We start from the raw sequence: 25,884 nt of genomic DNA on the forward strand, positions 1-25,884 counted from the left end.
AGCGCCCCCAAAACGGGAACTTATTCCGGGCCAAATCCTAAAGAATGGGCGGGGTCTTCTCGGCAAACTCTACCATCGTGCAAGGCGATCCCTTCGCTAGAATGAAATCGAACAGGGACCACCAAAATGAAACTCATCGGCTCGCTCACCAGCCCTTACGTGCGCAAGGTCCGCATCGTGATGGCGGAGAAGAGGCTGGACTACCAGCTCGAACTCGAGGACGTCTGGGCTGCCGACCAGATCCTGCAGTCCAACCCCCTCGGCAAGGTGCCTTGCCTGGTGATGGAGGGCGGCGAAGCGGTTTTCGATTCGCGAGTGATCGTCGAGTATGTCGACACGCTCTCGCCCGTAGGACGGCTGATTCCCGAACGCGGGCGTGAACGCACGGAGGTGCGCACCTGGGAGGCGCTGGCCGACGGCCTGCTGGACGCCTCCGTCCTCGCGCGTCTCGAACGCACCTGGGGCGGGCGCACGGAAGAAGAGCGCAGCCAGGCCTGGATCGATCGGCAGATGCTGAAGGTGACGTCGGCGCTGGCGGCGATGAGCAAGGGCCTGGGCGACAAGCCATTCTGCTCGGGAATTCACTTCTCGCTGTCGGACATCGCGGTGGGCTGTGCATTGGGTTACCTGGACTTCAGGTTCCCTGAGATCGATTGGCGCAGCCGGCATCCGAACTTGGCGAAGCTGAACGAAAAGCTGTCTCAACGGCAGAGTTTCATCGACACCGTGCCGCCTGTGGCTTGATTTGAGCCCCGGATGAAATCCGGGAATGTGTGTTGGGGGTACGGACCAGTCCGGATTTCATCCAGGCTGGTTCAAGCAGCCAAGGACAACGCCCCCGCCCGCAGATCGAACTGCAGCTTGCGGTAAATGTGCCGGATGCGCACCCCGACCGCCTCCGGCGTGAGCCGTAATCCGCGCGCAACCTCGTTGACGAGATAGCCGTCCGCCGTCCACTGCAGCAGCAGGCGATCCGTCTCGGTCAAGTGCAAGGAACTCTGCGACTCGCCGACGATATCGGACTCCGTCCATGCCAAGTCGTCGAAATGCGCTTTCACCTGCCGGGCAATCTGCGGCGACATGGTCGACTCGCCGTTCAGCAACTGCTCGATGGCTGTCATCAGCGACGCGGTCGGACGCGCATGCGCGTAGTAGCCGTCGGCCCCATGACGCAGCGCATCCATGAGCCGAGCATCGTCCACCGACACCGCAAGCGCAAGGATGAGGGGCGGACCAAAGCTCCCCTGGCCCCGCAGCCCCTGAAGCAATGACTTGATGTGTGTCGGCGCAAGCATCAGATCCACGATCAGCAGATCGGGCATTCCGGGGTTGCAGACTTCGCGCAGCGTAGCGAAGTTGTTTGCGACGCCCGTCACTTCGAACCCGGGCTGAGCAGCGATGACGTCGCGCAAGTGATGCGCCAAGTTCAGGTCGGCGTGCATCAGGACGACTGTGCTCATGAAATAGTTGTTCTCGTAGCTGAAGGTACGAGTGCATTCTTTCAGGCGATTGACATGCCGCACCCCCGCGACTTCGGGGTGCTCGGCACATCACCCCGCATTCAGGGGGAGGCAGCAAAGCTGTGCGGGAGGCGGAACACCGAATGAGGCATGTCGCCTTCGAGCAGGGCACACTTGCGAACGAAGGGCAGCAGGGGGGCGAGTAGCTTCACCTCATGGTCGCTGCAGTGACGCACGATGTGCGAGGCAGTCACCTCGCCATTGAACGTCCCTCGAAGGGGTCTAGGCGCATGGCAGCTGCGCCGCCCTGCGTGGACGTGTGTTTGATTGCCGGGATTGCATTTCAAATGAAGCGGGCGATGCCCTGAGGCATCGCCCGCTTCAGACGGAAACAACGATCAGCGCTTGACCTTCAGTTCCGCGTCGCCCTTCGCGGTGTCGCCTGATGGCGTCGCGGCCTTGGCGTCGGCCTTGGTGTCGTCCTTGACGTCTGCGGCCTTGGGCTGCTTCTTCGCCCCTTGGTTCGCGGCAGTGGCCTTGGCATCCGCCTTCACGTCAGCGCCGGTTGGCGCCGTTGCCGGAGCTGTGACTTCAGGCTTGACGGTCGTGGCGCCCGGGGCTGTCGACGCATTGGTTTCTGCAAACGCGGCAGTGCCCATGAAGGCGGTGGCGATCAGTGCGGCAAGCGCGGTCTTTGCATGCTTCATATGGATATAAGTCCTCTCTTGGGTTGGACGCACGGCCCAACGGGACCGGCGCATCACGCACAGGCAAGACAGAGAGCCCTGCCGTGAGCAGTGAAGAATGATCGTAGAGGGAGGCTTTGGCGAGAGCTGCAACTTGGTGCAAGAGCGGGTAATTACGTCCTACACACGCCCTTGTCATCGATGAATGCGACGACCAAAGTCATGATCGAGATCGACGCCCGCTGACTCTCGGTCGTCTTCTCGCCGTCCCAAAGACGCCTGATCCAGGCGCAACTGCTCGCTGTAGCCCGGGCTACGGCGAGCAGTTGCACCGACGAGCAGCGGTCTTTTGGCGTGATGAGAGGGCATGATCGAAAGGTTCGCCTCTTCAGTCCAGGGTTTGACGATAGCGCGCCAAGGCCACGCTTCCCGCGACTGCAAGAAACGCCAGCATCGGCCACAGCTCGGGCAGCAACTGCACCGCGTCGTTGCCCTTGAGCATGATGCCCCGAACGATGCGCAGAAAGTGCGTCAATGGCAAAGCTTCTCCCACCCACTGCGCCCACCGAGGCATGCCACGAAAGGGGAACATGAAGCCCGACAGCAGCATCGAGGGCAGGAAGAAGAAGAAAGTCATCTGCATCGCCTGCAACTGGTTCTTTGCGAGTGTCGAGAAGGTGAAGCCCACGCTCAGGTTGGCGAGCATGAAGACGCCGATCATCGTCATCAGCAAGGTGAAGCTGCCAACCATGGGCACCTCGAAGAGCAGGAAGGCGGCGATGAGGATGACTGCAAGCTGGATGTAGCCGATGACGATGTAGGGCAGGATCTTGCCGATCATCACCTCCACCGGCCGCACAGGTGTGGCGAGCAGGTTTTCCATGGTGCCGCGTTCTCTTTCGCGTGTCATTGCGAGTCCAGTGAGCATCACCATCGTCATCGTGAGGATGGTGCCGATGAGGCCGGGCACGATGTTGTAGCGCGACAGGCCCTCGGGGTTGTAGCGCCGATGCACGCGCAGCTCGAACGGCTGGGCTCCAGGCTGCAAGGACCGAAGCGGCCCGACGAGGTCGGCGCGCAAGGCTTGCTGCGCGACTTGACCGAGTGCAGCGATCGCGTTGCCCGAAGCCGACGGATCGGTGGCGTCCACCGCCACGAGGATGGCGGGCTTCTCGCCGCGCACGACGCGTGTACCGAAATCGGGCGGGATGCTCACCATGAACTGGACCTCGCCGGCCTCGAGCAGCGACTAGGCCTGTACCTCGCTCTCGCTTTGATGGGTGACGCGGAAGTACCCGGTGTTCTGCAAGGCAGCCGAGAGGCTGCGCGACATGGGGCTGTTGTCGTGAGACACGATGACCGTCGGCAGACCCTTGGGATCGGTGTTGATCGCATAGCCGAAGAGCACGAGCTGCAGGATGGGCACACCGATCGCCATCGCGAAAGTCAGGCGATCGCGCATCAGCTGCTGGAACTCCTTGATGAAGATCGCGAGCGTGCGATGGGCAGAGAAGGCCCTCATGCTGCCGTCTTTGCTTTCGATGGCGCGAAGTTGTCCCGCGCATCCCCTATGAGGCTGATGAACACGTCTTCGAGGTTGGGCTCGGCGCGGTGCCATACCAGGCCGGGATTGTTCCTGTACGGTGAAACAGCCGTTTCGAGCAAGGTGTCGTCCCGCCCCGCGACATGCAGCGAGTTGCCAAAGGCCGCCACGCTCAACACGCCGTTCGCCGTCTTCAAGGGCTCGACCAGCGCGGCGGCGCCTTCGCCTTCCACCGCCCACACGTGCAGCTTCGATTGCTCGATGATCTCGCGCTCCGTGCCGCGGGCGAGCGTCTTGCCATAGGCGATGTAGACCAGCTCGTGGCATCGTTCGGCTTCGTCCATGTAGTGCGTGGACACAAGCACTGTGATGCTTTGCGCGGCAAGGCGGTGGATCTCGTCCCAGAAATCGCGTCTTGCTTTCGGGTCGACACCCGCCGTCGGTTCGTCCAGCAGCAAGAGACGCGGCTGGTGGATCAGACAGGACGCGAGTGCGAGACGCTGCTTCCATCCGCCGGACAGTGTCCCCGCGAGCTGATCTTGCCGCTCGACGAGGCCGAGTCGTTGCAATGCGCCGTTGACCGCCTCCTCTCGATTGGCCAATTCGAACAGCCGTGCCACGAAGTCGAGGTTCTCGCGGATGGACAGGTCGTCGTAGAGGCCGAACTTCTGCGTCATGTAGCCGACCTGACGACGAATATCGATGGCCTGCTTCCTGATGTCGAGCCCGAGGCAGCTGCCTTCCCCCTCATCGGGGGTGAGCAAGCCGCACAGCATTCGGATGGTGGTGGTCTTGCCGCTACCGTTAGGGCCCAGGAAGCCGCAGATGCGGCCGGTGCGAACTTTCAGGTCGACGTGATCGACGACGGTGCGCGGCCCATAGCGCTTGGTCAGGCCGCGCACATCGATGGCCCAGCCGTCTGACGACTGCGTCATGACTTGGCACCGGCCGCGCGTCGCACGTCAATCGGCTGGCCGGGCTTGAGGCGAGCACCGTCATCGCCCTGCGGACGGGCTTCGACCATGAAGACAAGCCGCGAACGCTGCGAGTTGGAATAGATGATCGGCGGCGTGTATTCCGCCTGCGTTGCGATGAACTCGACGCGCGCGTTGATGGGCGTGGCGCATCCATCGCAATGCAAGGTCACAGCCTGGCCCGGTGCGAGCGAGGCGACTTCGCTCTCGGGCACGAAAAAGCGTGCCCGCGTCGATGCCGGCGGCAAGAGGGAGATGACCGGCTGCCCCGGAGGCACCCATTCGCCGACGCGGAAGAAGGTGTCCGCGACCAATCCCTTCGTGGCCGAGCTCTGCAGCTTTTGTCGCGTGCGCCACTCGCTCTGGCGCAAGGCCTGCTGCGCGGCCTGCGCGCTCGCCCTGGCCGCCACGCGCTCGTCTTCTCGCGCCGGCAGGCGGGCCACACGAAGGGCGGCATTCAATTCGGCAACGCGTTGCCCAGTCTCGGTGACCGTCGTGCGGGCATCGTCGAGCCGGGATTGCGAGATGAACCCTTGCGCGAGGAGCTTTTGCTGGCGTGCGAATTCGGTCGCCGCGCGCTCAGCCTCTGCCTGCGCTTGTTTGAGCTGCGCATCGGTGACGGCGAGCTCGTCGGGACGACGCCCCTTGGTGGTATTAGCAGCCTCGGCCTGCGCCGCGACCGCCCGAGCGGCAGCTTCTTCCCGGGCAGCGGTTTCACTTTCAGATTCGAGACGGAAGAGCGGCGCACCGGCATCGACGGTTTGACCTCGGCGAACCGACAGGTCTTGCAGGGTGCCGCCAACGGGCGAGCTCACGTAGACATAATCGCCTTCGACATAGCCGGACCAGCTGGACTCGGTCTTGTGCATGCAGGACGTGGTCAATGCAACCAGAGCGAGCGCGCCGACGAGCAGCTGGATTCTGTGGATCAGATTCAACATGGCGACTCCTTGGCTTTGCAGCAGCAGCCTGCCGGCAGCATCGCGAGGTCGAGGCGCTTGCAGGAACAGGCCATGCATGGTTAGTCGAGTCACCCGTTTCGGCAAGTGGTGTCTATTCAAGGGTCGAGCAGGTTTCATCTTTCAATTGCCCATGCCTCACCATCGCATATCTCACCATCCCATTCCTCACCATCCCACACTCCGTTCGGGCTGAGGTATCGAAGCCCTCGTTGCGCTAACCAATGTCCTTTCAGATTGCGCCTGTCGAAACGCGACCTTCGACAGCTTCGTCCGGCGGAGATCACTTCCACGCGACGAGGGCTTCGATACCTCAGCCCGAACGGGATGATGAGGAACGGGTGGTGAGATGCGGGGTAGTTGAAATAAAAGGGCGCCCCCAGCCGTGCGACTACGGGTCAGGTTGCTGGGTTTGCCCGCGTGAACGGGTGCGATTCAAACTGATGTGTACGCTTTAGGTTGCGAACACCGATTTCCGTTCAGGCTGAGAGGCTGAGAGTATTTCGAACGTGTCCGAGCAGCATGTCAAAAAAGGCGCCTGATCTAGGCGCAAAGCGCAGCCATAGCTTGGCTATGGCGAGCATTTGCAACGACGAGCAGGGGGCTCTTGGCGTGATGAGCGGGCATGATCGAAAAACTCTCAGCCTCCGAGGTGCCGAAGCCCCATCCCGACGCTCCACAAGCCCTTCGATACCTCAGGGCGAACGGGTGTTGATGGCTGCTCACATCAGTTTGAATCGCACCCCGCGTGAACTGTGTGCCGCCTCCAGACACCGCTTCCCGGCTACACTCCCGCCCAGCGCTGATTTGTTCCGGCTTGCGGGCGCTCTATAAAACCAGCTAAAGACAGGACCCAGCACCCGGTGTCCCGCTTTGGCGGCGCCGGGTTTTTTCTTGGGTAAGGATTTGGCCCGAAACAATTTCCCGGTTTGGGGGCGCTGGGCGGGCGCGCTGCGGCGTTGCTCCTCACTTGTGTGGCGCGCCACACAAGTGAGGAGCGCCTTGCATCGCATCCCGCCCAGCGCCCCCCAAACCGGAAACTTCTTCCGGGCCAAATCCTAAGCGGATCAACATCCCATGCAATCAGTAGGAATCGTCGCGCCGCAGTCGCGACACTTCGCCGAGCCCCTGCCGCTGCGAAGCGGCGCGCAGTTGCGCGACTACACGCTGGTCTATGAGACCTACGGAACGCTCAATGCGGACAAGAGCAATGCCGTGCTCGTGTGCCACGCCCTCAACGCCTCGCACCACGTGGCAGGCACCCACCAGGGCGCGGAAAAGAGCGTCGGCTGGTGGGACAACCTGGTTGGCCCAGGCAAGCCGCTCGACACCCATCGGTTCTACGTCATCTGCGTCAACAACCCCGGCTCGTGCTTCGGCTCGACCGGTCCGATGCACATCAACCCGGTCACAGGCAAGCCCTACGGCGCTGACTTTCCGGTTCTCACCGTGGAGGACTGGGTGGATGCGCAGGCGCGCCTGCTCGATGCAATGGGCATCACGCAGCTCGCCGCGGTGCTGGGCGGCAGCCTCGGGGGCATGCAGGCGCTGGGCTGGTCGCTGCGCTACCCCGACCGGCTGCGCCACTGCATCGCGATCGCGACGGCGCCCAACCTGTCGGCACAGAACATCGCGTTCAACGAAGTGGCCCGGCGCGCCATCGTGACCGACCCGGACTTCCACGGCGGGCATTTCTACGAACACGGCGTGATCCCAAAGCGCGGCCTGCGTGTGGCGCGCATGATCGGCCACATCACCTACCTGAGCGACGACGCGATGGAGGAGAAATTCGGCCGCTGCATGAAGGCCGACACGCTCAACTACAGCACACAGGCCATCGAGTTCGAAATCGAAAGCTACCTGCGCTACCAGGGCGACAAGTTCAGCGACTACTTCGACGCAAACACCTACCTGCTGATCACCCGGGCGCTCGACTACTTCGACCCGGCGCGCGATCACCACGGCGATCTGACTGCCGCCTTCGCCAAGGCGACGTGCCAGTTCCAGCTCGTGAGTTTCACGACCGACTGGCGTTTCTCGCCGGCACGTTCACGCGAGATCGTGAAGGCGCTGCTCGACAACAAACATCGCGTGAGCTATGCAGAAATCGAGGCACCGCATGGGCACGACGCGTTCTTGCTCGACGATCCGAGGTACCACAACCTGCTGCGTGCAACTTTCGACAACATCGCCAAGGAGACCGCGGACGTGAAGCCTGTGATGGCCTTCAAGGGAGTGGCGAGATGAGCGATCGCAAGGACATGGAACTCATCGCCGAGCTGGTGCCCCACGGCTCGCGCGTGCTCGATCTCGGCTGCGGCAATGGCGAACTGCTCGCTCTGCTGCGCGACACGCGGCAGTGCACCGGCTACGGCGTTGAGATCAGCGACGAGAACGTACTGGCCTGCACGCGGCGCGGCGTCAACGTCATCCAGCTCAACCTGGAAGAGGGGCTGGCTCTCTTCGAAGACCAGAGCTTCGATGTGGTGCTGCAGCTCGACACGATGCAACACCTTCGCAACACCGAGAAAATGCTTCGCGAGACGGCGCGGGTCGGGCGCATCGGCATCGTGAGCTTTCCAAACTTCGCACACTGGCCCAACCGCCTGCACGTCATCGTGGGCCGCATGCCAGTGACGCGCACGCTGCCGTATCAGTGGTATGACACGCCAAACATCCGAGTCGGCACGTATGCCGACTTCGAAGTGCTGGCGCGAAAGGGCGGGCTGCGCGTGCTCGACTCATTTGGCATCCAGAAGGGCGAGGCAGTGCGGACACTCCCGAACCTGATGGCCAGCGTCGCGGTCTTCAAGTTCGATCGCGGCGGATGATCGGCGGGCAGTGCTGCGCGCGGTTTGCCCACCATTTCGACAAGGATAAGAAGCTTGCGACGTCATCTGTCGCTATGCACCGCTATTCTTTCGCGCCGCTCACCCAATACATCTCCAGCTTCCAGAGAAAAAAGCAAGCCGAGTGGCCTCTCCTGAAGGACCTATGCCGCGACCAAACAATGAAGTACCACGCCATCCGCGCGTCTCGCCACGGACGCCGTGGCATCTCCCAAAGGGGTCTTGCATGCCTGTGCTGATCAAGCCCGCGACCGTTGTGTCGGCCGTGGTGGTGCTCTCGATGGTGCTGGCAGGTTGCAGCGCAAAGGACGGCGCAGCGCCCGCAGGCGGGCCGCCGGGTGGCGGCATGCCGCCACCTGAAGTTGGCGTTGTCGTCGCCACGCCGCGCCCAGTGGGGCTCGTCACGGAATTGCCCGGCCGCCTGGAAGCATCGCGTGTCGCGCAGGTCCGTGCGCGCGCCGCCGGCATCCTGCAAAAGCGGCTGTTCCGCGAAGGCAGCGACGTGCGCGCCGGTCAACCGCTGTTCCAGATCGACGCCGCGCCTTATCGGGCTGCTTTGCAAAGCGCGCAGGCGGGCTTCGCGCGGGCGCAGGCCAATCTCGCGCAGGCCACCGCCCAGGCCGAGCGATTCAAGCCGCTGGTTGAAGCCAACGCCATCAGCAAGCAAGACTATGTGAACGCTGTCACCGCGCAACAGCAGGCGAAGGCCGATGTGGCCGCGGGTCAAGCTGCAGTGCAGACAGCGCAGATCAATCTCGCCTATGTGAACGTCACCGCGCCGATCTCCGGTCGCATCGGGCGTGCGCTTGTGACGGAGGGCGCGCTGGTTGGCCAGGGTGAAGCGACGCAGTTGGCCGTCGTGCAGCAGATCAGCCCGATGTATGTGAACTTCACACAATCGACCACCGATGTCTTGCGCCTTCGCAAAGGCCTTGCGAGCGGCCAGTACAAGCGCGCCACTGCCAGCGATAGCGCGCAGGTGCGCGTGGTGCTGGAAGACGGCAGCGAGTACGCGCAGCCGGGTCAACTGCTGTTTTCCGACCTCACGGTCGACCCGACCTCCGGCCAGATCACCTTGCGCGCCGAAGTGCCCAACCCCGACGGCGTGTTGTTGCCGGGCATGTACGTTCGCGTGCGCCTCGAAGAAGCGCAGGCCGACCACGGCATCGTCTTGCCGCAGCAGGCGGTGTCACGCTCGTCGCAGGGCGATACGGTGATGGTGGTCGCGACCGACGGCAAAGTGTCGCCGCGGCCAGTCAAGGTCGGCGCCGCACACGGCGGGGAGTGGATCGTGCTCGACGGGCTCAAGCCGGGCGAGCAAGTGATGGTCGACGGCTTCCAGAAGCTGCGCGGGCCGACGCCGGTAAAGCCCGTGCCCTGGAAGCCCGGTGCGGCATCCAGTGCCGCATCCCAGGCAACATCCGCCGCGTCGCAAGCAGCCTCTCGCTGACCATGGCCAAGTTTTTCATTGACCGCCCCATCTTCGCGTGGGTGATTGCACTCTTCGTCATTGTGATTGGCAGCGTCGCCATCACGCAGCTGCCGGTCTCGCAGTACCCGCCCGTGGCGCCACCATCCATCGTCGTGTCGGCCGTATACCCCGGCGCGTCTGCACAGACGCTGGAAGACAGCGTCATCAGCGTCATCGAGCAAGAGATGAACGGCTCACCCGGCCTCATCTACATGGAGTCGGTGAGTCAGGCCAACGGCTCGGGCACCATCACATTGAGCTTCGAGCCGGGCACGAGCCCCGACCTCGCACAAGTCGACGTGCAAAACCGCCTGGGCCGCGCCAGCCCACGCCTGCCCCAGGCCGTGACGCAGCAGGGCGTGCGCGTGGACAAGGCGCGGTCGAACTTCCTGCTCTTCACGATTCTTTCTTCCGACAACCCGGCCTACGACCCGATCGCGCTCGGCGACTACGCGTCACGCAATGTGCTGCCCGAAATCCAGCGCATCCCGGGCGTGGGACAGGCACAGTTGTTCGGCACCGAGCGTGCCATGCGCATCTGGATCGATCCGGCCAAGCTCGTCGGCTTCAACCTGTCGCCCTCCGACGTGGCGCTGGCCATTCGTTCGCAGAACGCGCAGGTCTCCTCCGGCACCATCGGCGAGTTGCCGAACCTGCCCGGTCAGACGATCTCGGCGACCGTGGTGGTCAACGGCCAGTTGAGCAACGTCGAGCAATTCGGCAACATCGTGCTGCGTGCCAACCCCGACGGCTCGGCCGTGCGACTGCGCGACGTGGCACGCGTCGAACTCGGGGCGCAGACCTATGCCACGTCTGCACGTTTGAACGGCCGCCCATCGACCGGCATCGGCGTGCAGTTGTCGCCCTCGGGCAATGCACTCGGCACGGCCACCGCCATCCGCAAACGCATGGATGAGTTGTCTCCCTACTTCCCGCCGGGGGTGAAGTACAGCGTGCCTTACGACAGCTCGCGCTTCGTCAAGATTTCAATCACCCAAGTCGTCGAAACGCTGCTCGAAGCGGTGGCGCTCGTCTTCCTCGTGATGTTCCTGTTCCTGCAGAACTGGCGCTACACGGTCATCCCGACCATCGTCGTGCCAATCGCCCTGCTGGGCACATTCGGTGTGCTGCTCGCGCTTGGCTTCTCGATCAACGTGCTGACCATGTTCGGCATGGTGCTCGTGATCGGCATCGTGGTGGACGATGCGATCGTGGTGGTCGAAAACGTCGAACGCATCATGAGCGAAGAGGGCCTGCCGCCACGTGCCGCCACGCGCAAAGCCATGGGTCAGATCTCCGGCGCCATCGTCGGCGTGACAGTCGTGCTGATCTCGGTGTTCGTGCCGCTGGCATTCTTCTCGGGCTCGATCGGCAACATTTATCGCCAGTTCTCGGCGGTGATGGTGTCGTCCATCGGGTTGTCGGCCTTCATGGCGCTGTCGCTCACGCCCGCTTTGTGCGCGACCTTGCTCAAACCCGTTGAAGCGGGCCACCATCATGCGAAGGCCGGCTTCTTCGGCTGGTTCAACCGCGGCTTCTCGCGCACGGCCAAGCGTTACGAAGGCTGGGTTGCACGCATTCTCAAGCGGGCAGCGCGCTTTCTGATCGTGTATGCCGCGATCATCGGCGTGGTGGTCTTCTTCTTTGCACGGCTTCCCGCTTCCTTCCTGCCCTCTGAAGACCAGGGCTACATGATCGTCAATGTGCAGTTGCCGCCGGGCGCCACGTTCAACCGCACGCGGGAGGCCATGGAACAGGTCGAAGATTTCATGCTCAAGCAGCCCGAAGTACAGAGCATGGTCGGCGTGCTGGGTTTCAGCTTTTCGGGCCAGGGGCAGAACGCGGGCCTCGCTTTCGTGACGCTCAAGGACTGGGCCGAACGCAAGGGCCCGGACCACGCCGCTCAGGCTGTGTCAGGCCGTGCGTTCGGTGCCTTGTCGCGGGTTCGCGATGCCTTCATCTTCGCCCTGAGCCCGCCGCCGATTCCCGAGCTCGGCACCTCGTCGGGCTTCAACTTCCGCCTGCAAGATCGCGGCAGCAACGGCCATGCGGCTCTCGTCGCCGCGCGCAATCAACTGCTGGGCATGGCGTCGCAGAGCAAGCTGCTGACCGGCGTGCGGCCGGATGGCCTCGAAGACGCTTCGCAGCTGCAGCTCGAGATCGACCGCGACAAGGCGAATGCGCTGGGCGTGAGTTTCGATGCAATCAACGCCACGATCTCCACCGCGCTCGGCTCCGTCTACGTCAACGACTTCCCCAACGCCGGCCGCCTGCAACGGGTCATCGTGCAAGCCGATGCGCCCGCGCGCATGCAGCCCGACGACCTGCTGCGCATGAACGCCTTGAACGCGCGCGGCCAGCCCGTGCCCTTGTCGGCCTTCGCGACCACCCGTTGGATCACCGGCCCCATGCAGACCATCCGCTACAACGGCTACCCGACCATGCGCATTGCCGGCGAAGCCGCCCCGGGCCGCAGCACGGGTGAAGCCATGGACGAGATGGAGCGGCTCGCGGGCCAGCTTCCGCCTGGCTTCGCCTTCGAATGGACGGGCCAGTCGAGAGAAGAAAAGCTCTCCGGCTCGACCGCATTCATCCTGCTCGGCTTCTCGCTGCTCGCGGTGTTCCTGTGCCTCGCGGCTTTGTACGAAAGCTGGTCGATTCCGTTGTCGGTCATCCTCGTTGTGCCGTTGGGCGTGCTGGGCGTGGTACTTGCGGCCAGCATGCGCGGGCTTGCCAACGACATCTACTTCAAGGTCGGATTCATCACGGTGATCGGGCTGTCGGCAAAGAACGCGGTGCTGATCATCGAGTTTGCGAAGGACTTGCATGCGCAGGGCAAGAGCGTGATCGAGGCGGTGCTCACCGCCGCGCATCTGCGGTTCCGGCCGATCCTGATGACCTCGATGGCATTCATTCTCGGGGTGCTTCCGCTGGTGTTGTCGAGTGGGGCGGGTTCGGCGAGCCAGCGCGCGATCGGCACCGGCGTGATGGGCGGCATGTTCACCGCGACCTTGCTCGCGGTGTTCTTCGTGCCGGTGTTCTTCGTCGTGGTCCGCCGCCTCTTCAAGGGCAGCGAACGCCAGAGGAAGATGTATGCGCGTCAACTCAACGACAACGGCAACGGCGTGGTTGCGACACCGCCTGCCGCCGCCTCGACACCAGGTGGTTCGCATGAGTAAGGACATGGCCCGGAATAATTTCCCGTTTTGGGGGGCACAGGGAGGGATGCGATGCAAGGCGCTCCGAGCGCCGTGTGGCGAGCCACACAAGCGAGGAGCAACGCCGCAGCGCGCCCGCCCTGCGCCCCCCAAAACGGGAAATTATTCCGGGCCATGTCCTAAGCGTGTTCTTGTCGTCATCGCCGCTGCGGCGGCGCTGTCGGGCTGCATGCCGCTCGCCCCAAAGTACGAGCGGCCGGCCGCACCGGTGCCAGGACGCTTTGCTTCAGACGACACCCCGGCCGCGGGACCCGTCGCAAGCGAGTTGGACTGGCAGAACTTCTTCGGCGACGAACGCCTCAAGCGACTCATAGCCGTTGCGCTTGCGAACAACCGCGACCTGCGCATCGCCGCGCTCAACATCGAGCGGGCACGCGCGCTGTACCAGGTGCGTCGCGCCGATGAATGGCCGACCGTCGGCGTGGGCGTGACCGGCTCGCGCCAGCCGAACACGAACCAAAACGTCGGCGGCATCACGAGCCAGTACACCGCAGGCTTCGCCGTCACCGGCTATGAGCTCGACTTTTTCGGGCGCGTGCGCAGCCTGAGCAACGTGGCGCTGGCGCAATACCTCGCCACCGATGAAGCGCGCAAGACAGCGCAGATCGGTCTCGTGTCGGCGGTGGCCACGACCTACCTGGGGCTGCTGGCCGACGATCAACTCCTCAATGTGACGCGGCAGACGCTGGTCACGCGAGAAGAGTCACTCAAACTCACAAAGCTGAAGTTCGACAACGGCGCAGCATCGGAGCTTGACTTCCGCCAAGCCGAGTCCTTGTTTGAAGGCGCACGCGTGGCGCTCGCTCAACAGACGCGGCAACGTGCAGTGGACGAGAACCTCTTGGCCTTGTTGCTCGGGCAATCGGTTCCGTCTGATCTGCCTGCCGGGTTGCCGCTGACCGATCAAGGTGTCGTGGCCGACCTGCCTGCAGGCGTGCCATCGGAGGTGCTGGCGCGGCGACCGGACATCCGCGCAGCGGAGCAACAACTCATCGCCGCCGACGCCAACATCGGCTCGGCGCGTGCCGCCTTCTTCCCGAAGATCACGCTGACGGGAAGCGTCGGCACAGCGAGTTCCGAACTCAACGGCCTCTTCAAGAGCGGATCGTTCGCGTGGACGCTCGCCTCCCAACTGCTGGTGCCGATCTTCGACGCGGGCCGCAACCGCGCGAACCTCGACGCAGCCAAGGTCGAGCGCGACATCGCGGTGGCGCAATACGAACGCGCCATCCAGACCGCCTTCCGCGAGGTCTCGGACGCCCTTGCCGGCCGTGCAACGCTCGGCGAGCAACTGCGCGCACAGACCGCGCAGACACATGCAGAGGAGGTACGCTTCCGTCTGGCCGACTTGCGCTACCACAATGGTGCGGCCAGCTATCTCGACGTGCTCGATGCCCAGCGCGCCCTTTTCGCGGCGCAGCAGGCACTGGTGCAGACGCAGGCTTTGCAAGTGCAGAGTCTGGTCGGTCTCTACAAAGTGTTGGGGGGCGGATGGAGAGAGGGCAAATAGAGGTGGCCCTTGTCCGACGGCACCGGGGTCAGCGAGGAAATTGCGCATTGCTCACTGATTAGCCGGATCTCACCCCTACAAAGGTTTCTTTCCGCCGCGCATTTGCTGCAGTCCTAAACTCGTCGCTTCCCCAAAAAGGAGCACCCCGTCATGAATGCACGCGACACGCTGCCGCTTCAACCCGATGAAGCCACCGCCATCGGCGCATTCGCCGAGCGCACCTGGGACGACGAGATCGTCCCGGCCCTCACCAACTACATTGCCATCCCCGCCAAGAGCCCGATGTTCGATGCCGACTGGCAGAAGAACGGGTTCATCGAGCGCGTGGTACGTGACGCCGCCACATGGGTCGAGAGCAAGAAGGTCGCGGGACTCAAGCTCGAAGTGATCCGCCTCGAAGGCCGCACGCCCGTCATCTTCTTCGACGTGCCTTCGACCAAGCCGGGCAGTACCGACACCATCTGCCTGTATGGCCACCTCGACAAGCAGCCCGAGTTCAACGGCTGGCGCAGCGACCTCGGCCCCTGGACGCCGAAGTACGAGAACGGCCTGCTCTATGGCCGCGGCGGCGCGGATGACGGTTATGCGATTTATGCCTCGCTCACCGCCATCATGGCGCTCGACAAGCAGGGTATTCCGCGTCCGCGCTGCGTGGGAATTGTCGAGGCATGCGAAGAGAGCGGCTCCTTCGACCTGCCGGCTTACATCGACCTGCTGCGCCCACGCCTGGGCAATGTCGGACTCGTCGTCTGCCTGGACAGCGGCGCCGGCAACTACGATCAGTTGTGGCTCACGACCAGCCTGCGCGGCAACGTGACGGGCACGCTCAAGGTCGAGATCCTCACCGAGGGCATCCACTCCGGCGACGCGAGCGGTCTGGTGCCGTCGAGCTTCCGCATCCTGCGCCAGTTGCTGGACCGACTGGAAGATTCGAAGACGGGCAACTTGCTTCCGCAGAGCTTCCACTGCGAGATTCCGGCCGATCGCATCGAGCAGGCTCGTGCGACGGCGAAGATCCTTGGCGACGAAGTCTGGAAGCGTTTCCCCTGGGCTTGCGGCGCTGAGGGCACGCCGGCCCTCCCGACGACCACCGACCCGCTGCAGGCGCTGATCAACCGCACCTGGAAGCCGACCTTGAGCGTCACGGGCGTCGATGGATTCCCGGAATTGAAGAATGCCGGCAACGTGTTGCGGCCCTACACCGCGTTCAAGCTCTCGCTTCGCCTGCCGCCGCTGATCGACGGCAACGAGGCCGCTGCGAAGCTGAAGACGCTGCTGGAGGACAACGCGCCCTACAACGCGAAGGTGACCTTCCATGCAGATGGCCGCGCTGGCGCGCAAGGCGCGACAGGCTGGAATGCACCAACGATCACGCCGTGGCTCGAAGACGCGCTGCATGCCGCGTCGCAGGCGCATTACGGCGCACCTTGCGGATTCATCGGACAGGGCGGCACGATCCCGCTCATGAGCATGCTTCAGCAGGGCTTCCCCAAGGCGCAGATGATGGTCTGCGGCGTGCTCGGCCCGAAGAGCAATGCGCATGGGCCGAACGAGTTCTTGCACGTGCCGTATGGGAAGCGGTTGACGGCGGCAGTGGCACAGGTCATGGCAGCTTGCCCGTGATCTCAAAACTTTGATCTGAAAGAGCCCGCGGTTTTCGTCTCTCCCATCCCAGCCATCGTGAGGCGAAGCAACGCGGCCGATTCTCGTCCATCGTTCGATCAACGGTCTTCCTGACAGCGTATTCAGCAATTCATGACGGCACGACTTGAGCTTCAATTCAAGCTCAGCTCGAACGTCCCCACGCAATGCCTCCGCCTCTCCGTCCTGCGCCTGCCGCCGATGCCTCCCGAGGTAACACCCGACGCAACGTCGCGTCTCTGATGTTCATTTGCACGCTGGTCGGCGTACCTGCTGCCGTCATATTCGGCGGTTCCTGGTTCGACATCCCGCGCGCCGTGCCAGAGGACAATCGGCCTTTGCCGGAGTGGGTCAATCCCGCCGAGGTACGCGCCAACACACGCGACGGCACGCTTGTGAAAGTTCGGGTGTCGCTGGACGCCGGCACCTCGCGCAACAAGTCGGCCATCGAGCGTCATCTGCGCGAAGTCGGGCAAGTCCTAGAGGTGAGCGTCGGCGAGCGCAATACCAGCGATCTCCTCGGCGCCACGGGCATTGAGCGGCTCTCGAGCGACATTCTCGAGCGGGTCAATGCCTACCTCGACGCCAAAGACCTCGGCCGCTTGAAGGCGGTGGCGATCCAGGATCTCTGGTACACGCGCCCCTGATCACTTTCGCGTCTCACTGACATACCGCTCATTTGCCCCGTCTCTGCAAGGCGGGCTGTGCAACAACATCACATCGACGCCGCCTATTGCAGCATCGAGCGCGCGAGCGCCTCGGCCACTTCGATGCCATCGACGCCTGCGGACATGATGCCGCCCGCATAGCCCGCACCTTCGCCGGCTGGATAAAGACCCCGCACGTTCAAGCTTTGGCAATTCTTGCCGCGCGTGATGCGCAGCGGCGACGAGGTCCGGGTCTCGACACCCGTCAGCACGGCATCGTTCATCGCGAAGCCCTTGATCTGCTTGTCGAACGCCGGCAGCGCTTCGCGAATCGCTTCGATTGCATATGAAGGCAGGCTCGTCGCGAGATCGGTGAGGTGCACACCCGGCTTGTACGACGGCATCACGATGCCGAATTCGTTCGATGCCTGTGCCTTGATGAAGTCGCCCACCAACTGCCCCGGAGCGTCGTAAGTGCATCCGCCGAGTTCGAAGGCACGCGACTCCCAGATGCGCTGGAAGGCAATGCCGTCGAGTGGACAAACCGGCCCCGTGGACTCGCGATCGATCACGTAGTCCTGCGGCGTGATGCCGACGACGATGCCCGCATTCGCGTTGCGTTCGTTTCGCGAGTACTGGCTCATGCCATTGGTGACGACGCGATTCGGCTCCGACGTGGCCGCCACCACCGTGCCGCCCGGGCACATGCAGAAGCTGTAGACCGATCGGCCGTTCTTCGCGTGGTGCACGAGCTTGTAGTCGGCTGCGCCCAGGAGCGGGTTGCCGGCGTTCGGGCCGAAGCGCGCACGGTCGATGATGGACTGCGGATGCTCGATGCGAAAGCCCACGGAGAAGGGCTTGGCCTCCATGTACACACCGCGCTCATGCAGCATTGCGAAGGTGTCGCGGGCACTGTGGCCGAGAGCGAGCACGAGATGATCGGCACGCAGTTCTTCGCCCGACGCGAGCGTCACGCCACGGATCGCGCCGTCTTCGATGAGTACGTCTGTCACGCGTTGCTGGAAGCGAATCTCGCCGCCCAGCGCTTTGATATCCGCGCGCATCTTTTCGACCATGCTCACGAGGCGAAAGGTGCCGATGTGCGGCTTGTTGACGAACAGGATTTCTTCCGGGGCCCCTGCCTTCACGAACTCGGTCAACACCTTGCGCGTGAGAAAGCGCGGGTCGCTGATCTGGCTGTACAGCTTGCCGTCCGAAAACGTGCCAGCCCCTCCTTCGCCGAATTGAACGTTCGATTCCGGCTCGAGCACCCGCTTGCGCCACAGGCCCCAGGTGTCCTTGGTGCGTTCGCGTACTTCCTTGCCGCGTTCGAGCACGATGGGCTTGAGACCCATCTGAGCAAGGATCAGCGCGGCGAAGATGCCACAGGGTCCGAATCCGACGACCAGGGGTCGCGGTCGGCCTGCAGCATAAAAATCGGCCGGGGCGTGATCGACGAAACGGTAGCTCGTGTCGGGCGATCCGACGATGTGCCGATCGCCCTCGAATCTCGCCAGCACCGCGGACTCATCGCGCAGTTCACAGTCCACCGTGTAGATGAACAGCATCGCGTGCTTCTTGCGCGCGTCGTGGCTGCGCTTGTAGACCTTGAAGCCCTTCAGGTCAGCGTCGGCTATGCCAAGGCGCTTGACGATGGCAGGGCGCAGCGCATCGTCGGCGTGATTCAGCGGCAGTCGAAGTTCGGTGATTCGCAGCATGGGTCGGTGGGGATCGAAGGCTGCATTGTCCGATGCTCGCGGAAGGCAAATTGCGCGGGGCCTCCCATTGGGCTGAACCGGATGCATTAGAAGAGATCAATAAATGGCCTAGACTTCGATTAGCCATTTCTAAAATCGAAAGAATGAAGGGGTGACCATGGACCGACTCCATTCCATGCGAGTTTTCTGCCGGGTGATCGATTCGGGTAGCTTTGCCGCCGCCGCGCGCGAAATGAACCTTTCTCCCGCCGTCGTCACACGGCTCGTCGCCGACCTGGAAGAACACCTGGGCGCGCGCCTCATCAATCGAACAACGCGACGTCTGGCACTCACGGACATCGGCGAGGCCTATCTCGAACGCACCCGGCTCATCCTCACCGAGGTGGAAGAGGCGGAAGCCCTGGCCAGTACCGCGAGTTCTGAGCCCCGCGGTCACCTGCGACTTCTCGCCCCGCCGGCGTTCGCGACGCACCAGCTTGCAAAGCACCTGCCCAAGTTCCACGCGCGGTACCCGAAGATCACGATCGAGTTGTCTGCACCAGGGCCAGTCGAAACCGTCGACGAGAACTTCGACGTGACCATCATCAGCATGGGACGTCGTCCGCTCGACGGCGACTTCGTGGCGCGGCGCCTCGCGAATTCCGAGGTCATCGCCTGCGCGTCGCCCGAATACCTCGACAAGAAGGGCCGCCCCGCGCATCCGAGCGATCTCGCCTTTCACGAGGCGATGCTGCCGACTTTCTTGCGCGAAATTACCTTTGTGCAAGGTGCCTTCGACGACGACGATGCCGGGGTCGAATCCTTCACGCTGACACCGCATCGGCCGCTGCTCGGCACCGTGCACACCGACACCTTGTACGCCGCCGCACTGCATGGGCTCGGAATCGCGGGCCTCCCATCATTTGTGGCGGAAGACGCGCTGATGGAGCATGCGCTCGAACGCGTGCTGCCCGCGTGGCACCTCTTCACGGTATCGCTCTACGCAGCGATGCCCAGGCGAAAGCACGTACCAGCACGCACGCGGGCCTTCGTGGACTTTCTCGTGCAGGTCTTCGGCGGCGAAGAGAAGGACCCGTGGCTCACCGCCGCCGGGTGCGAAACTCTGCGCATGGGGCGGAAGACTTGCCCGATGTCCGTCGCGGCGGCCTGAGCGGCTGAGCGGCTGAGCGGCTGAGCGGCTAAGCGGCTAAGCGGCTAAGCGGCTAAGCGGCTAAGCGGCTAAGCGGCTAAGCGGCTAAGCGGCTGAGCATTCTCAGCCTCTTCAGTAGAAGGCGTCGGTCCGCGTCTCGCCCATCAAGGGTTCCATCAATCGCGCGAGCGGCCCGAGGCCGTTGTAGCGCGTCGCCACGCGGTGCGCGTAGCGGAAAAATCGCGGCAGGTCTTCGCTGTACCTGGGCTTCGCATCACGATGCTTCAGGCGGCAGAAAATGCCCAGCACTTTGAGGTGGCGCTGCAGGCCCATCCATTCGAGTTGCCGCCAGAAATCGCCGAAGTCGTCCGGCACAGGCAGGCCTACCTTCCTGGCCTGCTGCCAGTAGCGCACGGCCCAGTCGATCTCCTGTTCTTCTTCCCAACTGATGAAGGCGTCGCGCAGCATCGATGCCACGTCGTAGCTGATGGGGCCGCGAACGGCGTCCTGGAAGTCGAGGATGCCCGGGTTCGCATCGCAGACCATGAGGTTGCGCGGCATGTAGTCCCGGTGCACGGCGACGGTCGCCTGGGACAGTGCGCTCTTCACAAGCAGGTCGGTCACGGCCTGCCACTGCGCTTGCTGCGCGTCCGTCCAGCCATGGCCGAATTCGCGGGCCACGCACCAGTCGGGGAATAGCTGCATCTCACGGCGCAACAAGGCCTCGTCGTAAGGCGGCAGGCCACGCGCATCGACGAGTTGCTGCCAAGTGATGAGTGCCGAGGTCGCATCGCGAATCAGTTGCGCGATGGTCGTCGAGTCGCCCGCCTTCACCGCGGCCTGCAACTCGCCGAGGTACAGCCGATTGCCCAAGTCGGTCAACAGCAGGAACCCATGCTCCAGGTCCCGCTCGACGATGCGCGGGGCATGCAGGCCGGCGGCAAGGATCAGCTCGGCCACTTGGACGAAGGGTCGCACGTCCTCGTGAACGGGGGGCGCGTCCATGATGATGAACGTGCTGCCTGTCCCCTCGATGCGCAGATAGCGCCTGAAACTCGCATCGCTGGAGGCAGGACGCAGCGTCTGCCCGCGTAAACCATGGCGCGACGCGATGCGGCCCAGCCAATTGTCGAAGAGTTGGCGACGCGCATCGTCTGCCCAGTGAACAGAATGCGCGGGGTCGTGGGTTGCGTTGTTTGTCATGAAGGTCGCTATCAGATCCGCAAGGGCGTTCGCTGTCGAGGGTCGTGTACCGCGCCTTCGCGGTACCTCATGGATAATCGATTCTACAAATCGGTCCAAAACAGTCCCGACACGCCTGTCAACTTTCTGCCCATTCGAACGAATGGCGTCGTCGACCAGGGCCGGGCATCCAGAATCCCCCGTACTCCCCTTCCGCTTTTGCTGCGTCGCTCTCTATCTTTGTCCTGCATGCCGCCTGCCCGACTCGCGCCGGTGGGCGCCGCCTTGGCCATGATGGCAACGGGTGGAGCCTTGGCCCAGGGCGTCACCAGCAGCGAAGGCATCGGGCTGCAACTTTCGCCAATGCTGTCCGCACCGCCGAGGGGCGATGCAGCCAAGCAGCTACCGATCATCGTCCAGGCGCACGAACTGCGCGGTCGGCCCGATGTGGAGACCGTGGCCGAGGGCGAGGCCGAATTCCGCCGTGGAGGCATGGTGATTCGCGCCGATCGGTTGAGTTACGACCATCCTGAAGATCTCGCGACCGCCCGCGGCAACGTGCGCATCAGCCGCGACGGCAACATTTATTCCGGCCCAGAACTCCAGCTGCGTGTGCAGCGCTTCGAGGGGTTCTTCCTGCAGCCAACGTACTTTTTCAGCCGCACGGGCGCGGGAGGCTCGGCGCAGCGCATCGATTTCATCGACGACCAGCGCGCCGTGGCGACCGGCGCGACCTACTCCAGCTGCCCGTCCGACGGCAGCGGCGATCCGGCGTGGATCTTGACCACATCGAAGGTCAAGATGGACTTCGAAGCGAACGAAGGCATCGCGGAGGGCGCGGTACTTCGCTTCATGGGAGTGCCTATCTTGGGCGCGCCGGTATTGAGCTTTCCGCTGACGGACGCGCGCAAGTCGGGCTGGCTGCCGCCGAACTTCTACCCAGACAACAAAAGCGGCTTTCAGATCTCGGTGCCCTACTACTGGAACATCGCGCCAAACCACGACGCGACCATTACACCAGGCATCAGCACGAAGCGCGGACTTTCTCTTGGCACCGAGTTCCGCTACCTCGAGCCGCACTACAGCGGCAGCGCCAACATCGATGCGATGCCGAACGACGGGCTCACCGGCACATCGCGCCACTCCTTCAACTGGACGCATGACGCATCGCTGGTCAGCAACACCAACCTTTCCATCCGCGTCTTGCGGGTGTCGGACGACGACTATTGGAAAGACTTCCCGCACTTCACGACGAGCCTGACTCCGCGTCTTCTGCTGTCGGATTTGCAGGCGAGCAAGCCCATCGGCGACTGGACAGCCTACACCCGCGTGATGCGCTGGCAGGTGCTGCAAAACGCCGAGAACCCCATCACCGCAGCGCCCTACGAGCGCCTTCCGCAAATCGGCGCGCGCACCGTGCAACGGATGGGTGGCGGTCTCGAGCTCGGGTTCGAGGGCGAGATCAACCGATTCGCGAACCCGGTGGGCACGCTCGCGGCCGACCTGCCAAGGCCCACCGGCATTCGGGTCCACACGCTGGCCAGCATCAGTCGCCCCTGGGTGACGCCAGGTTGGTCGATCACGCCCAAGCTGTCGTTGAACGCCGCGTCGTATTCGCTCGATCAGCCCTTGAGCAATGGCCTCAGTTCAGCGTCGCGCGTGATCCCGACCTTCAGCATCGATAGCGCCTGGGTGTTCGAACGAGAGGCCACATGGTTTGGCCGAGATGTACGGCAGACGCTGGAGCCGCGCCTTTTTTACGTCAACACGCCATACCGCGACCAAAGCGCGCTGCCGAATTTCGATTCGGCGGGCAAGGATTTCAACTTCGAGTCGATCTATACCGAAAACGCCTTTTCCGGCGTCGACCGTGTGTCGGATGCCCACCAGGTCATGGCGGGTCTCACGACGCGGCTGCTCGATCCAGTCACCGGCGCCGAACGCGTGCGCCTGGGCATCGTGCAACGCTTTCTGTTCCGTGATCAGCTCATCACGCCGGCGGACACACCGACCACGACCACGGGTGCGCCGACTGCGTCGGAAGGGCCGCCCCTCACACGCCGTTTCTCGGACATCCTGCTGCTGGGTTCCAGCAACATCGTGCCGCAGTGGTCGCTGGACGCCTCCGTGCAATACAACCCCGACACGCGGCGCGCCATACGCTCGATCATCGGAGCGAGGTACTCGCCGGGACCATACCGCACCCTGAACGCCACTTACCGACTGGCCCGCGGCCTGAGCGAGCAGATTGAACTCGGCTGGCAGTGGCCGCTCTATGGTCCTGTGCCGTCGGGTGTCTCGGACATGCATGCTGCACAGAAGGAACTGCGCACCACTGGCGGCCAGAGCTGCAAGGGCACCATGTATGCGGTTGGCAGAGTGAACTACAGCACCCTCGACCGCCGAGTTACCGATTCGATCGTGGGTTTCGAATATGACGCCGGCTGCTGGATCGGACGCATCGGGGCCGAACAACTGTCCACAGGCCGCAGCGAGTCAACCACGCGCTTGTTCGTGCAACTGGAACTGGTCGGCTTGTCACGACTTGGCTCAAACCCTTTGCAGTCCTTGAAGGACAATATCCCAGGCTACCGCCTGCTGCGCGACGGCACCTCCGCTCCTGCGACAACCTCTTTGTATGACTGAATTCAAATCCAATGCAGCCGCCTTTGGGCGCACCGTTTCCTTCCTGGCGTTGGCACGCAGGCTCGGGGCGGGTGCCTTGGCGGCCGCGTTCCTGGTGGGCGCAGGGCCAGCCTTCTCCCAGACGGACAAGGCGCGATCCGCGCCGAAGACGGCCGACTACATCCTCGCCATCGTCAACCAGGAGCTGGTGACCAACGGCGAACTCGAGCAGCGCATCACCCGCATCAAGGACCAGGCGACACGCAGCAACTCCAAGCTGCCGCCGCCAGCCGAACTTCGCAAGCAGATGCTGGATGCGCTCATCGACGAGCGTGTGCAGGTCACGCATGCGCGCGACAACGGCCAGCGCGTGGACGAGGCTGAGCTCGACCGGGCCGTGGCGAATGTGGCGGCACAGAACCAGGTCACGATGGCGCAGCTTAGGCAGCGCCTCGCCGCCGAGGGCATGGACTTCAGCCGCTTTCGCAACAACATCCGCGACCAGATCATGATCGAGCGGATTCGCGAACGCGAGGTGCAGGCTCGAATCCGCGTGACTGATGCCGAAATCGACGCCGTGCTCGACAAGCAGCGTGCGCAGGCCGGTTCGGCGACTGAATACAACATCGCACAGATCCTGGTCAGCGTGCCGGAGGGTGCAAGCGATGCCCTGGTGGCCGAGCGCCGCGCCAAGCTCGACGCCGCGCTGGAGCGAGTCAAGGCGGGCGAGCCATTCGAGGCCGTTGCCAGGGAGGTGTCGGAAGACGCTAACAAGGGGCAGGGCGGTGTGATCGGGCTGCGACCATCCAATCGGCTTCCCGATGTGTTCGTAGACCATGTGCGCCCCCTGAAGCCTGGGGAGATCGCGCCGAGTTACCTGCGCACGTCAGCGGGCTTCCATGCGCTCAAGCTGATCGAGCGCCGAGAGGCCGGCGGCTTCTCTATCACGCAGACGCATGCGCGGCACATCCTGCTGCGCCCGTCACCGCAATTGGGACAGGATGCAGCGATCAAGCGTCTGGCCGAGTTCAAGCGCCAGATTGCCTCGCACGCGAAGAGTTTCGAGCAGCTCGCGCGCGACAACTCCGAAGACGGCAGCGCGCCGCAAGGCGGCGACCTGGGCTGGGCATCGCCCGGCCAGTTTGTGCCGGAGTTCGAGGAGGCGATGAACGCGCTGTCCATCGGAGGCATTTCAGAGCCACTCATATCACGCTTCGGCGTCCACCTGATCCAGGTCATCGACCGCCGTCAGACCACGCTCGAGCCCAAGCAGCAGCGTGAGCAGGCTCGCAACGTCTTACGCGAGCAGAAATTCGATCAGGCCTACCTCGACTGGCTGCGCGACCTGCGTGCGCGCGCCTACATCGAGATGCGCGAGCCGCCGGTATGACCGGACGCTGGGCCACCGCTCCCGCGGCAACCGCTGAATCGTGGGAGTCAGGACGCGCGTGAGGCACATTCCACGCAAGCGCTTCGGCCAGCATTTTTTGACCGACAGCATGATCATCGACGGCATCGTCGATGCGATCGACCCGAAGCCAGGCGAAGCGTTGGTCGAGATCGGCCCCGGCTTGGGCGCGATGACCGACCCGCTCATTGCCCGAAGCGGCAAGCTGACGGTGATCGAGCTTGATCGCGATCTCGCCGCAAATCTACGCAAACGGACCGAATTGCACGTGGTGGAGTCGGATGTGCTGCGGGTTGATTTTGCGGCCTTGGCGGCCCGAGCCGGGCGCAAAGTACGCGTGGTGGGCAACCTGCCCTACAACATCTCCACGCCCATCCTGTTTCACTTGCTGGGATCAGTCGACCAAGTGGTTGACCAGCACTTCATGCTTCAAAAGGAAGTCGTGGACCGCATGGCTGCATCGCCTGGCGGCAAGGAGTACGGTCGACTGTCCGTGATGCTGCAATGGCGATACGACATCGAGAACGTGCTGGACGTGCCGCCGGAGGCCTTCGACCCTCCGCCACGCGTCGATTCGGCCGTGGTCCGCATGCAACCCTATCCCGAGCCTCCAGACGTCGATTCGGCGCTTCTGAGCGAGATGGTGACGGTCGCGTTCTCGCAAAGGAGAAAGATTCTGAGACATACCCTTGGTCGGTGGCTGGAACAGCGATCGTTCGGCGGTCAGTTCGATCTGCAGCGCCGGGCCGAGGAGGTTCCCGTCAGCGAATATCTCCATTTGGTCAAATCCGTTTGACCCAACAAAAAGGCGGCCCGAAGGTCGCCTTTTTGTTTTTGTCGAACGCGGCTCGTTGGCTTACGCCG

At 63.4% G+C, this 25,884-nt stretch carries 18 protein-coding genes, 1 pseudogene and 1 riboswitch; of the genes and pseudogenes, 12 read left to right on the top strand and 7 right to left on the bottom strand.

Features of this window, described 5'->3' with window-relative positions; genetic code table 11:
• Positions 1–126: 126 nt before the first annotated feature.
• The gene (locus AC30NL_RS19810; RefSeq protein WP_489465705.1) at positions 127–744 is read left to right on the top strand and encodes a glutathione S-transferase family protein; all 618 of its coding nucleotides are present in this window, start codon (positions 127–129) and stop codon (positions 742–744) included.
• 71 nt (positions 745–815) lie between these two features.
• On the opposite strand, the gene AC30NL_RS19815 is transcribed toward AC30NL_RS19810, so the two are convergent.
• From AC30NL_RS19815 to AC30NL_RS19835, 5 genes and pseudogenes are all read right to left on the bottom strand, one after another.
• Complete coding sequence (locus AC30NL_RS19815) at positions 816–1,460, bottom strand: LuxR C-terminal-related transcriptional regulator (protein ID WP_489465706.1); 645 nt, start codon at positions 1,458–1,460, stop codon at positions 816–818.
• Positions 1,461–1,858: 398 nt separating this feature from the next.
• A complete protein-coding gene (locus AC30NL_RS19820; RefSeq protein WP_489465707.1) occupies positions 1,859–2,167 on the bottom strand; it encodes a hypothetical protein in 309 nt (102 codons plus the stop codon).
• Between the two features lie 367 nt (positions 2,168–2,534).
• Positions 2,535–3,668, bottom strand: a pseudogene (locus tag AC30NL_RS19825) (ABC transporter permease).
• On the bottom strand, positions 3,665–4,624 hold the full coding sequence (locus AC30NL_RS19830; RefSeq protein ID WP_489465708.1) for an ABC transporter ATP-binding protein: 960 nt from the start codon (positions 4,622–4,624) through the stop codon (positions 3,665–3,667). Before AC30NL_RS19830 ends, AC30NL_RS19825 begins: the two are co-directional and overlap by 4 nt.
• Entirely contained in the window at positions 4,621–5,604 is a 984-nt protein-coding gene (locus tag AC30NL_RS19835) for an HlyD family secretion protein (protein WP_489465709.1), read from the bottom strand. The genes AC30NL_RS19830 and AC30NL_RS19835 overlap by 4 nt, the downstream gene beginning before the upstream one ends.
• A gap of 807 nt (positions 5,605–6,411) precedes the next feature.
• Positions 6,412–6,484, top strand: a riboswitch (SAM riboswitch).
• 215 nt (positions 6,485–6,699) lie between these two features.
• Between AC30NL_RS19835 and metX the strand changes: the two genes are divergently transcribed.
• The 7 genes from metX (at position 6,700) to AC30NL_RS19870 (ending at position 16,958) form a co-directional block, all read left to right on the top strand.
• Positions 6,700–7,869 carry a homoserine O-succinyltransferase MetX gene (metX, locus tag AC30NL_RS19840; RefSeq protein ID WP_489465710.1) on the top strand — a complete coding sequence of 390 codons (1,170 nt, stop codon included), beginning with the start codon at positions 6,700–6,702 and terminating at the stop codon, positions 7,867–7,869.
• Positions 7,866–8,453, top strand: coding sequence for a methionine biosynthesis protein MetW (gene metW / locus AC30NL_RS19845; RefSeq protein ID WP_489465711.1), 588 nt, complete (start codon positions 7,866–7,868; stop codon positions 8,451–8,453). The genes metX and metW overlap by 4 nt, the downstream gene beginning before the upstream one ends.
• Positions 8,454–8,697: 244 nt before the next feature.
• Positions 8,698–9,921 carry an efflux RND transporter periplasmic adaptor subunit gene (locus tag AC30NL_RS19850; RefSeq protein WP_489465712.1) on the top strand — a complete coding sequence of 408 codons (1,224 nt, stop codon included), beginning with the start codon at positions 8,698–8,700 and terminating at the stop codon, positions 9,919–9,921.
• A 2-nt stretch (positions 9,922–9,923) separates the two neighbouring features.
• Positions 9,924–13,121, top strand: a complete 3,198-nt coding sequence (locus tag AC30NL_RS19855; protein WP_489465713.1) for an efflux RND transporter permease subunit — start codon at positions 9,924–9,926, stop codon at positions 13,119–13,121.
• A gap of 178 nt (positions 13,122–13,299) precedes the next feature.
• On the top strand, positions 13,300–14,670 hold the full coding sequence (locus tag AC30NL_RS19860) for an efflux transporter outer membrane subunit (protein WP_489465725.1): 1,371 nt from the start codon (positions 13,300–13,302) through the stop codon (positions 14,668–14,670).
• A 150-nt stretch (positions 14,671–14,820) separates the two neighbouring features.
• Positions 14,821–16,293 (top strand): M20 family metallopeptidase, encoded by a 1,473-nt coding sequence (locus AC30NL_RS19865; RefSeq protein WP_489465714.1) that lies wholly within the window; start codon positions 14,821–14,823, stop codon positions 16,291–16,293.
• A gap of 185 nt (positions 16,294–16,478) precedes the next feature.
• Positions 16,479–16,958 (top strand): hypothetical protein, encoded by a 480-nt coding sequence (locus AC30NL_RS19870; protein WP_489465715.1) that lies wholly within the window; start codon positions 16,479–16,481, stop codon positions 16,956–16,958.
• Between the two features lie 83 nt (positions 16,959–17,041).
• Here the strand turns inward: AC30NL_RS19870 and AC30NL_RS19875 are convergent, their stop codons facing one another.
• Positions 17,042–18,676 (bottom strand): NAD(P)/FAD-dependent oxidoreductase, encoded by a 1,635-nt coding sequence (locus tag AC30NL_RS19875; RefSeq protein WP_489465716.1) that lies wholly within the window; start codon positions 18,674–18,676, stop codon positions 17,042–17,044.
• A gap of 157 nt (positions 18,677–18,833) precedes the next feature.
• Between AC30NL_RS19875 and AC30NL_RS19880 the strand changes: the two genes are divergently transcribed.
• The gene (locus tag AC30NL_RS19880; protein WP_489465717.1) at positions 18,834–19,826 is read left to right on the top strand and encodes a LysR family transcriptional regulator; all 993 of its coding nucleotides are present in this window, start codon (positions 18,834–18,836) and stop codon (positions 19,824–19,826) included.
• Between the two features lie 111 nt (positions 19,827–19,937).
• On the opposite strand, the gene AC30NL_RS19885 is transcribed toward AC30NL_RS19880, so the two are convergent.
• Entirely contained in the window at positions 19,938–21,008 is a 1,071-nt protein-coding gene (locus AC30NL_RS19885; protein ID WP_489465718.1) for an aminoglycoside phosphotransferase family protein, read from the bottom strand.
• Between the two features lie 228 nt (positions 21,009–21,236).
• Between AC30NL_RS19885 and AC30NL_RS19890 the strand changes: the two genes are divergently transcribed.
• Genes AC30NL_RS19890 through rsmA form a run of 3 tightly spaced genes read left to right on the top strand, consistent with a single transcriptional unit; the run spans position 21,237 to position 25,816 of the window.
• Positions 21,237–23,633, top strand: a complete 2,397-nt coding sequence (locus AC30NL_RS19890) for an LPS-assembly protein LptD (protein ID WP_489465719.1) — start codon at positions 21,237–21,239, stop codon at positions 23,631–23,633.
• On the top strand, positions 23,626–25,002 hold the full coding sequence (locus AC30NL_RS19895; protein WP_489465720.1) for a peptidylprolyl isomerase: 1,377 nt from the start codon (positions 23,626–23,628) through the stop codon (positions 25,000–25,002). The genes AC30NL_RS19890 and AC30NL_RS19895 overlap by 8 nt, the downstream gene beginning before the upstream one ends.
• A gap of 58 nt (positions 25,003–25,060) precedes the next feature.
• Positions 25,061–25,816, top strand: coding sequence for a 16S rRNA (adenine(1518)-N(6)/adenine(1519)-N(6))-dimethyltransferase RsmA (gene rsmA, locus AC30NL_RS19900; RefSeq protein ID WP_489465721.1), 756 nt, complete (start codon positions 25,061–25,063; stop codon positions 25,814–25,816).
• Positions 25,817–25,884 lie beyond the last annotated feature (68 nt).

Source organism: Rhizobacter sp., from assembly GCA_021153565.1.
Taxonomy (GTDB): Bacteria; Pseudomonadota; Gammaproteobacteria; order Burkholderiales; family Burkholderiaceae_C; genus Albitalea.

Coding starts and splice junctions, on each gene's coding strand:
- AC30NL_RS19810 (WP_489465705.1), top strand. CDS start 127: ATGAAACTCATCGGCTCGCTCACCAGCCCTTACGTGCGCAAGGTCCGC.
- AC30NL_RS19815 (WP_489465706.1), bottom strand. CDS start 1,460: ATGAGCACAGTCGTCCTGATGCACGCCGACCTGAACTTGGCGCATCAC.
- AC30NL_RS19820 (WP_489465707.1), bottom strand. CDS start 2,167: ATGAAGCATGCAAAGACCGCGCTTGCCGCACTGATCGCCACCGCCTTC.
- AC30NL_RS19830 (WP_489465708.1), bottom strand. CDS start 4,624: ATGACGCAGTCGTCAGACGGCTGGGCCATCGATGTGCGCGGCCTGACC.
- AC30NL_RS19835 (WP_489465709.1), bottom strand. CDS start 5,604: ATGTTGAATCTGATCCACAGAATCCAGCTGCTCGTCGGCGCGCTCGCT.
- metX (WP_489465710.1), top strand. CDS start 6,700: ATGCAATCAGTAGGAATCGTCGCGCCGCAGTCGCGACACTTCGCCGAG.
- metW (WP_489465711.1), top strand. CDS start 7,866: ATGAGCGATCGCAAGGACATGGAACTCATCGCCGAGCTGGTGCCCCAC.
- AC30NL_RS19850 (WP_489465712.1), top strand. CDS start 8,698: ATGCCTGTGCTGATCAAGCCCGCGACCGTTGTGTCGGCCGTGGTGGTG.
- AC30NL_RS19855 (WP_489465713.1), top strand. CDS start 9,924: ATGGCCAAGTTTTTCATTGACCGCCCCATCTTCGCGTGGGTGATTGCA.
- AC30NL_RS19865 (WP_489465714.1), top strand. CDS start 14,821: ATGAATGCACGCGACACGCTGCCGCTTCAACCCGATGAAGCCACCGCC.
- AC30NL_RS19870 (WP_489465715.1), top strand. CDS start 16,479: ATGCCTCCGCCTCTCCGTCCTGCGCCTGCCGCCGATGCCTCCCGAGGT.
- AC30NL_RS19875 (WP_489465716.1), bottom strand. CDS start 18,676: ATGCTGCGAATCACCGAACTTCGACTGCCGCTGAATCACGCCGACGAT.
- AC30NL_RS19880 (WP_489465717.1), top strand. CDS start 18,834: ATGGACCGACTCCATTCCATGCGAGTTTTCTGCCGGGTGATCGATTCG.
- AC30NL_RS19885 (WP_489465718.1), bottom strand. CDS start 21,008: ATGACAAACAACGCAACCCACGACCCCGCGCATTCTGTTCACTGGGCA.
- AC30NL_RS19890 (WP_489465719.1), top strand. CDS start 21,237: ATGCCGCCTGCCCGACTCGCGCCGGTGGGCGCCGCCTTGGCCATGATG.
- AC30NL_RS19895 (WP_489465720.1), top strand. CDS start 23,626: ATGACTGAATTCAAATCCAATGCAGCCGCCTTTGGGCGCACCGTTTCC.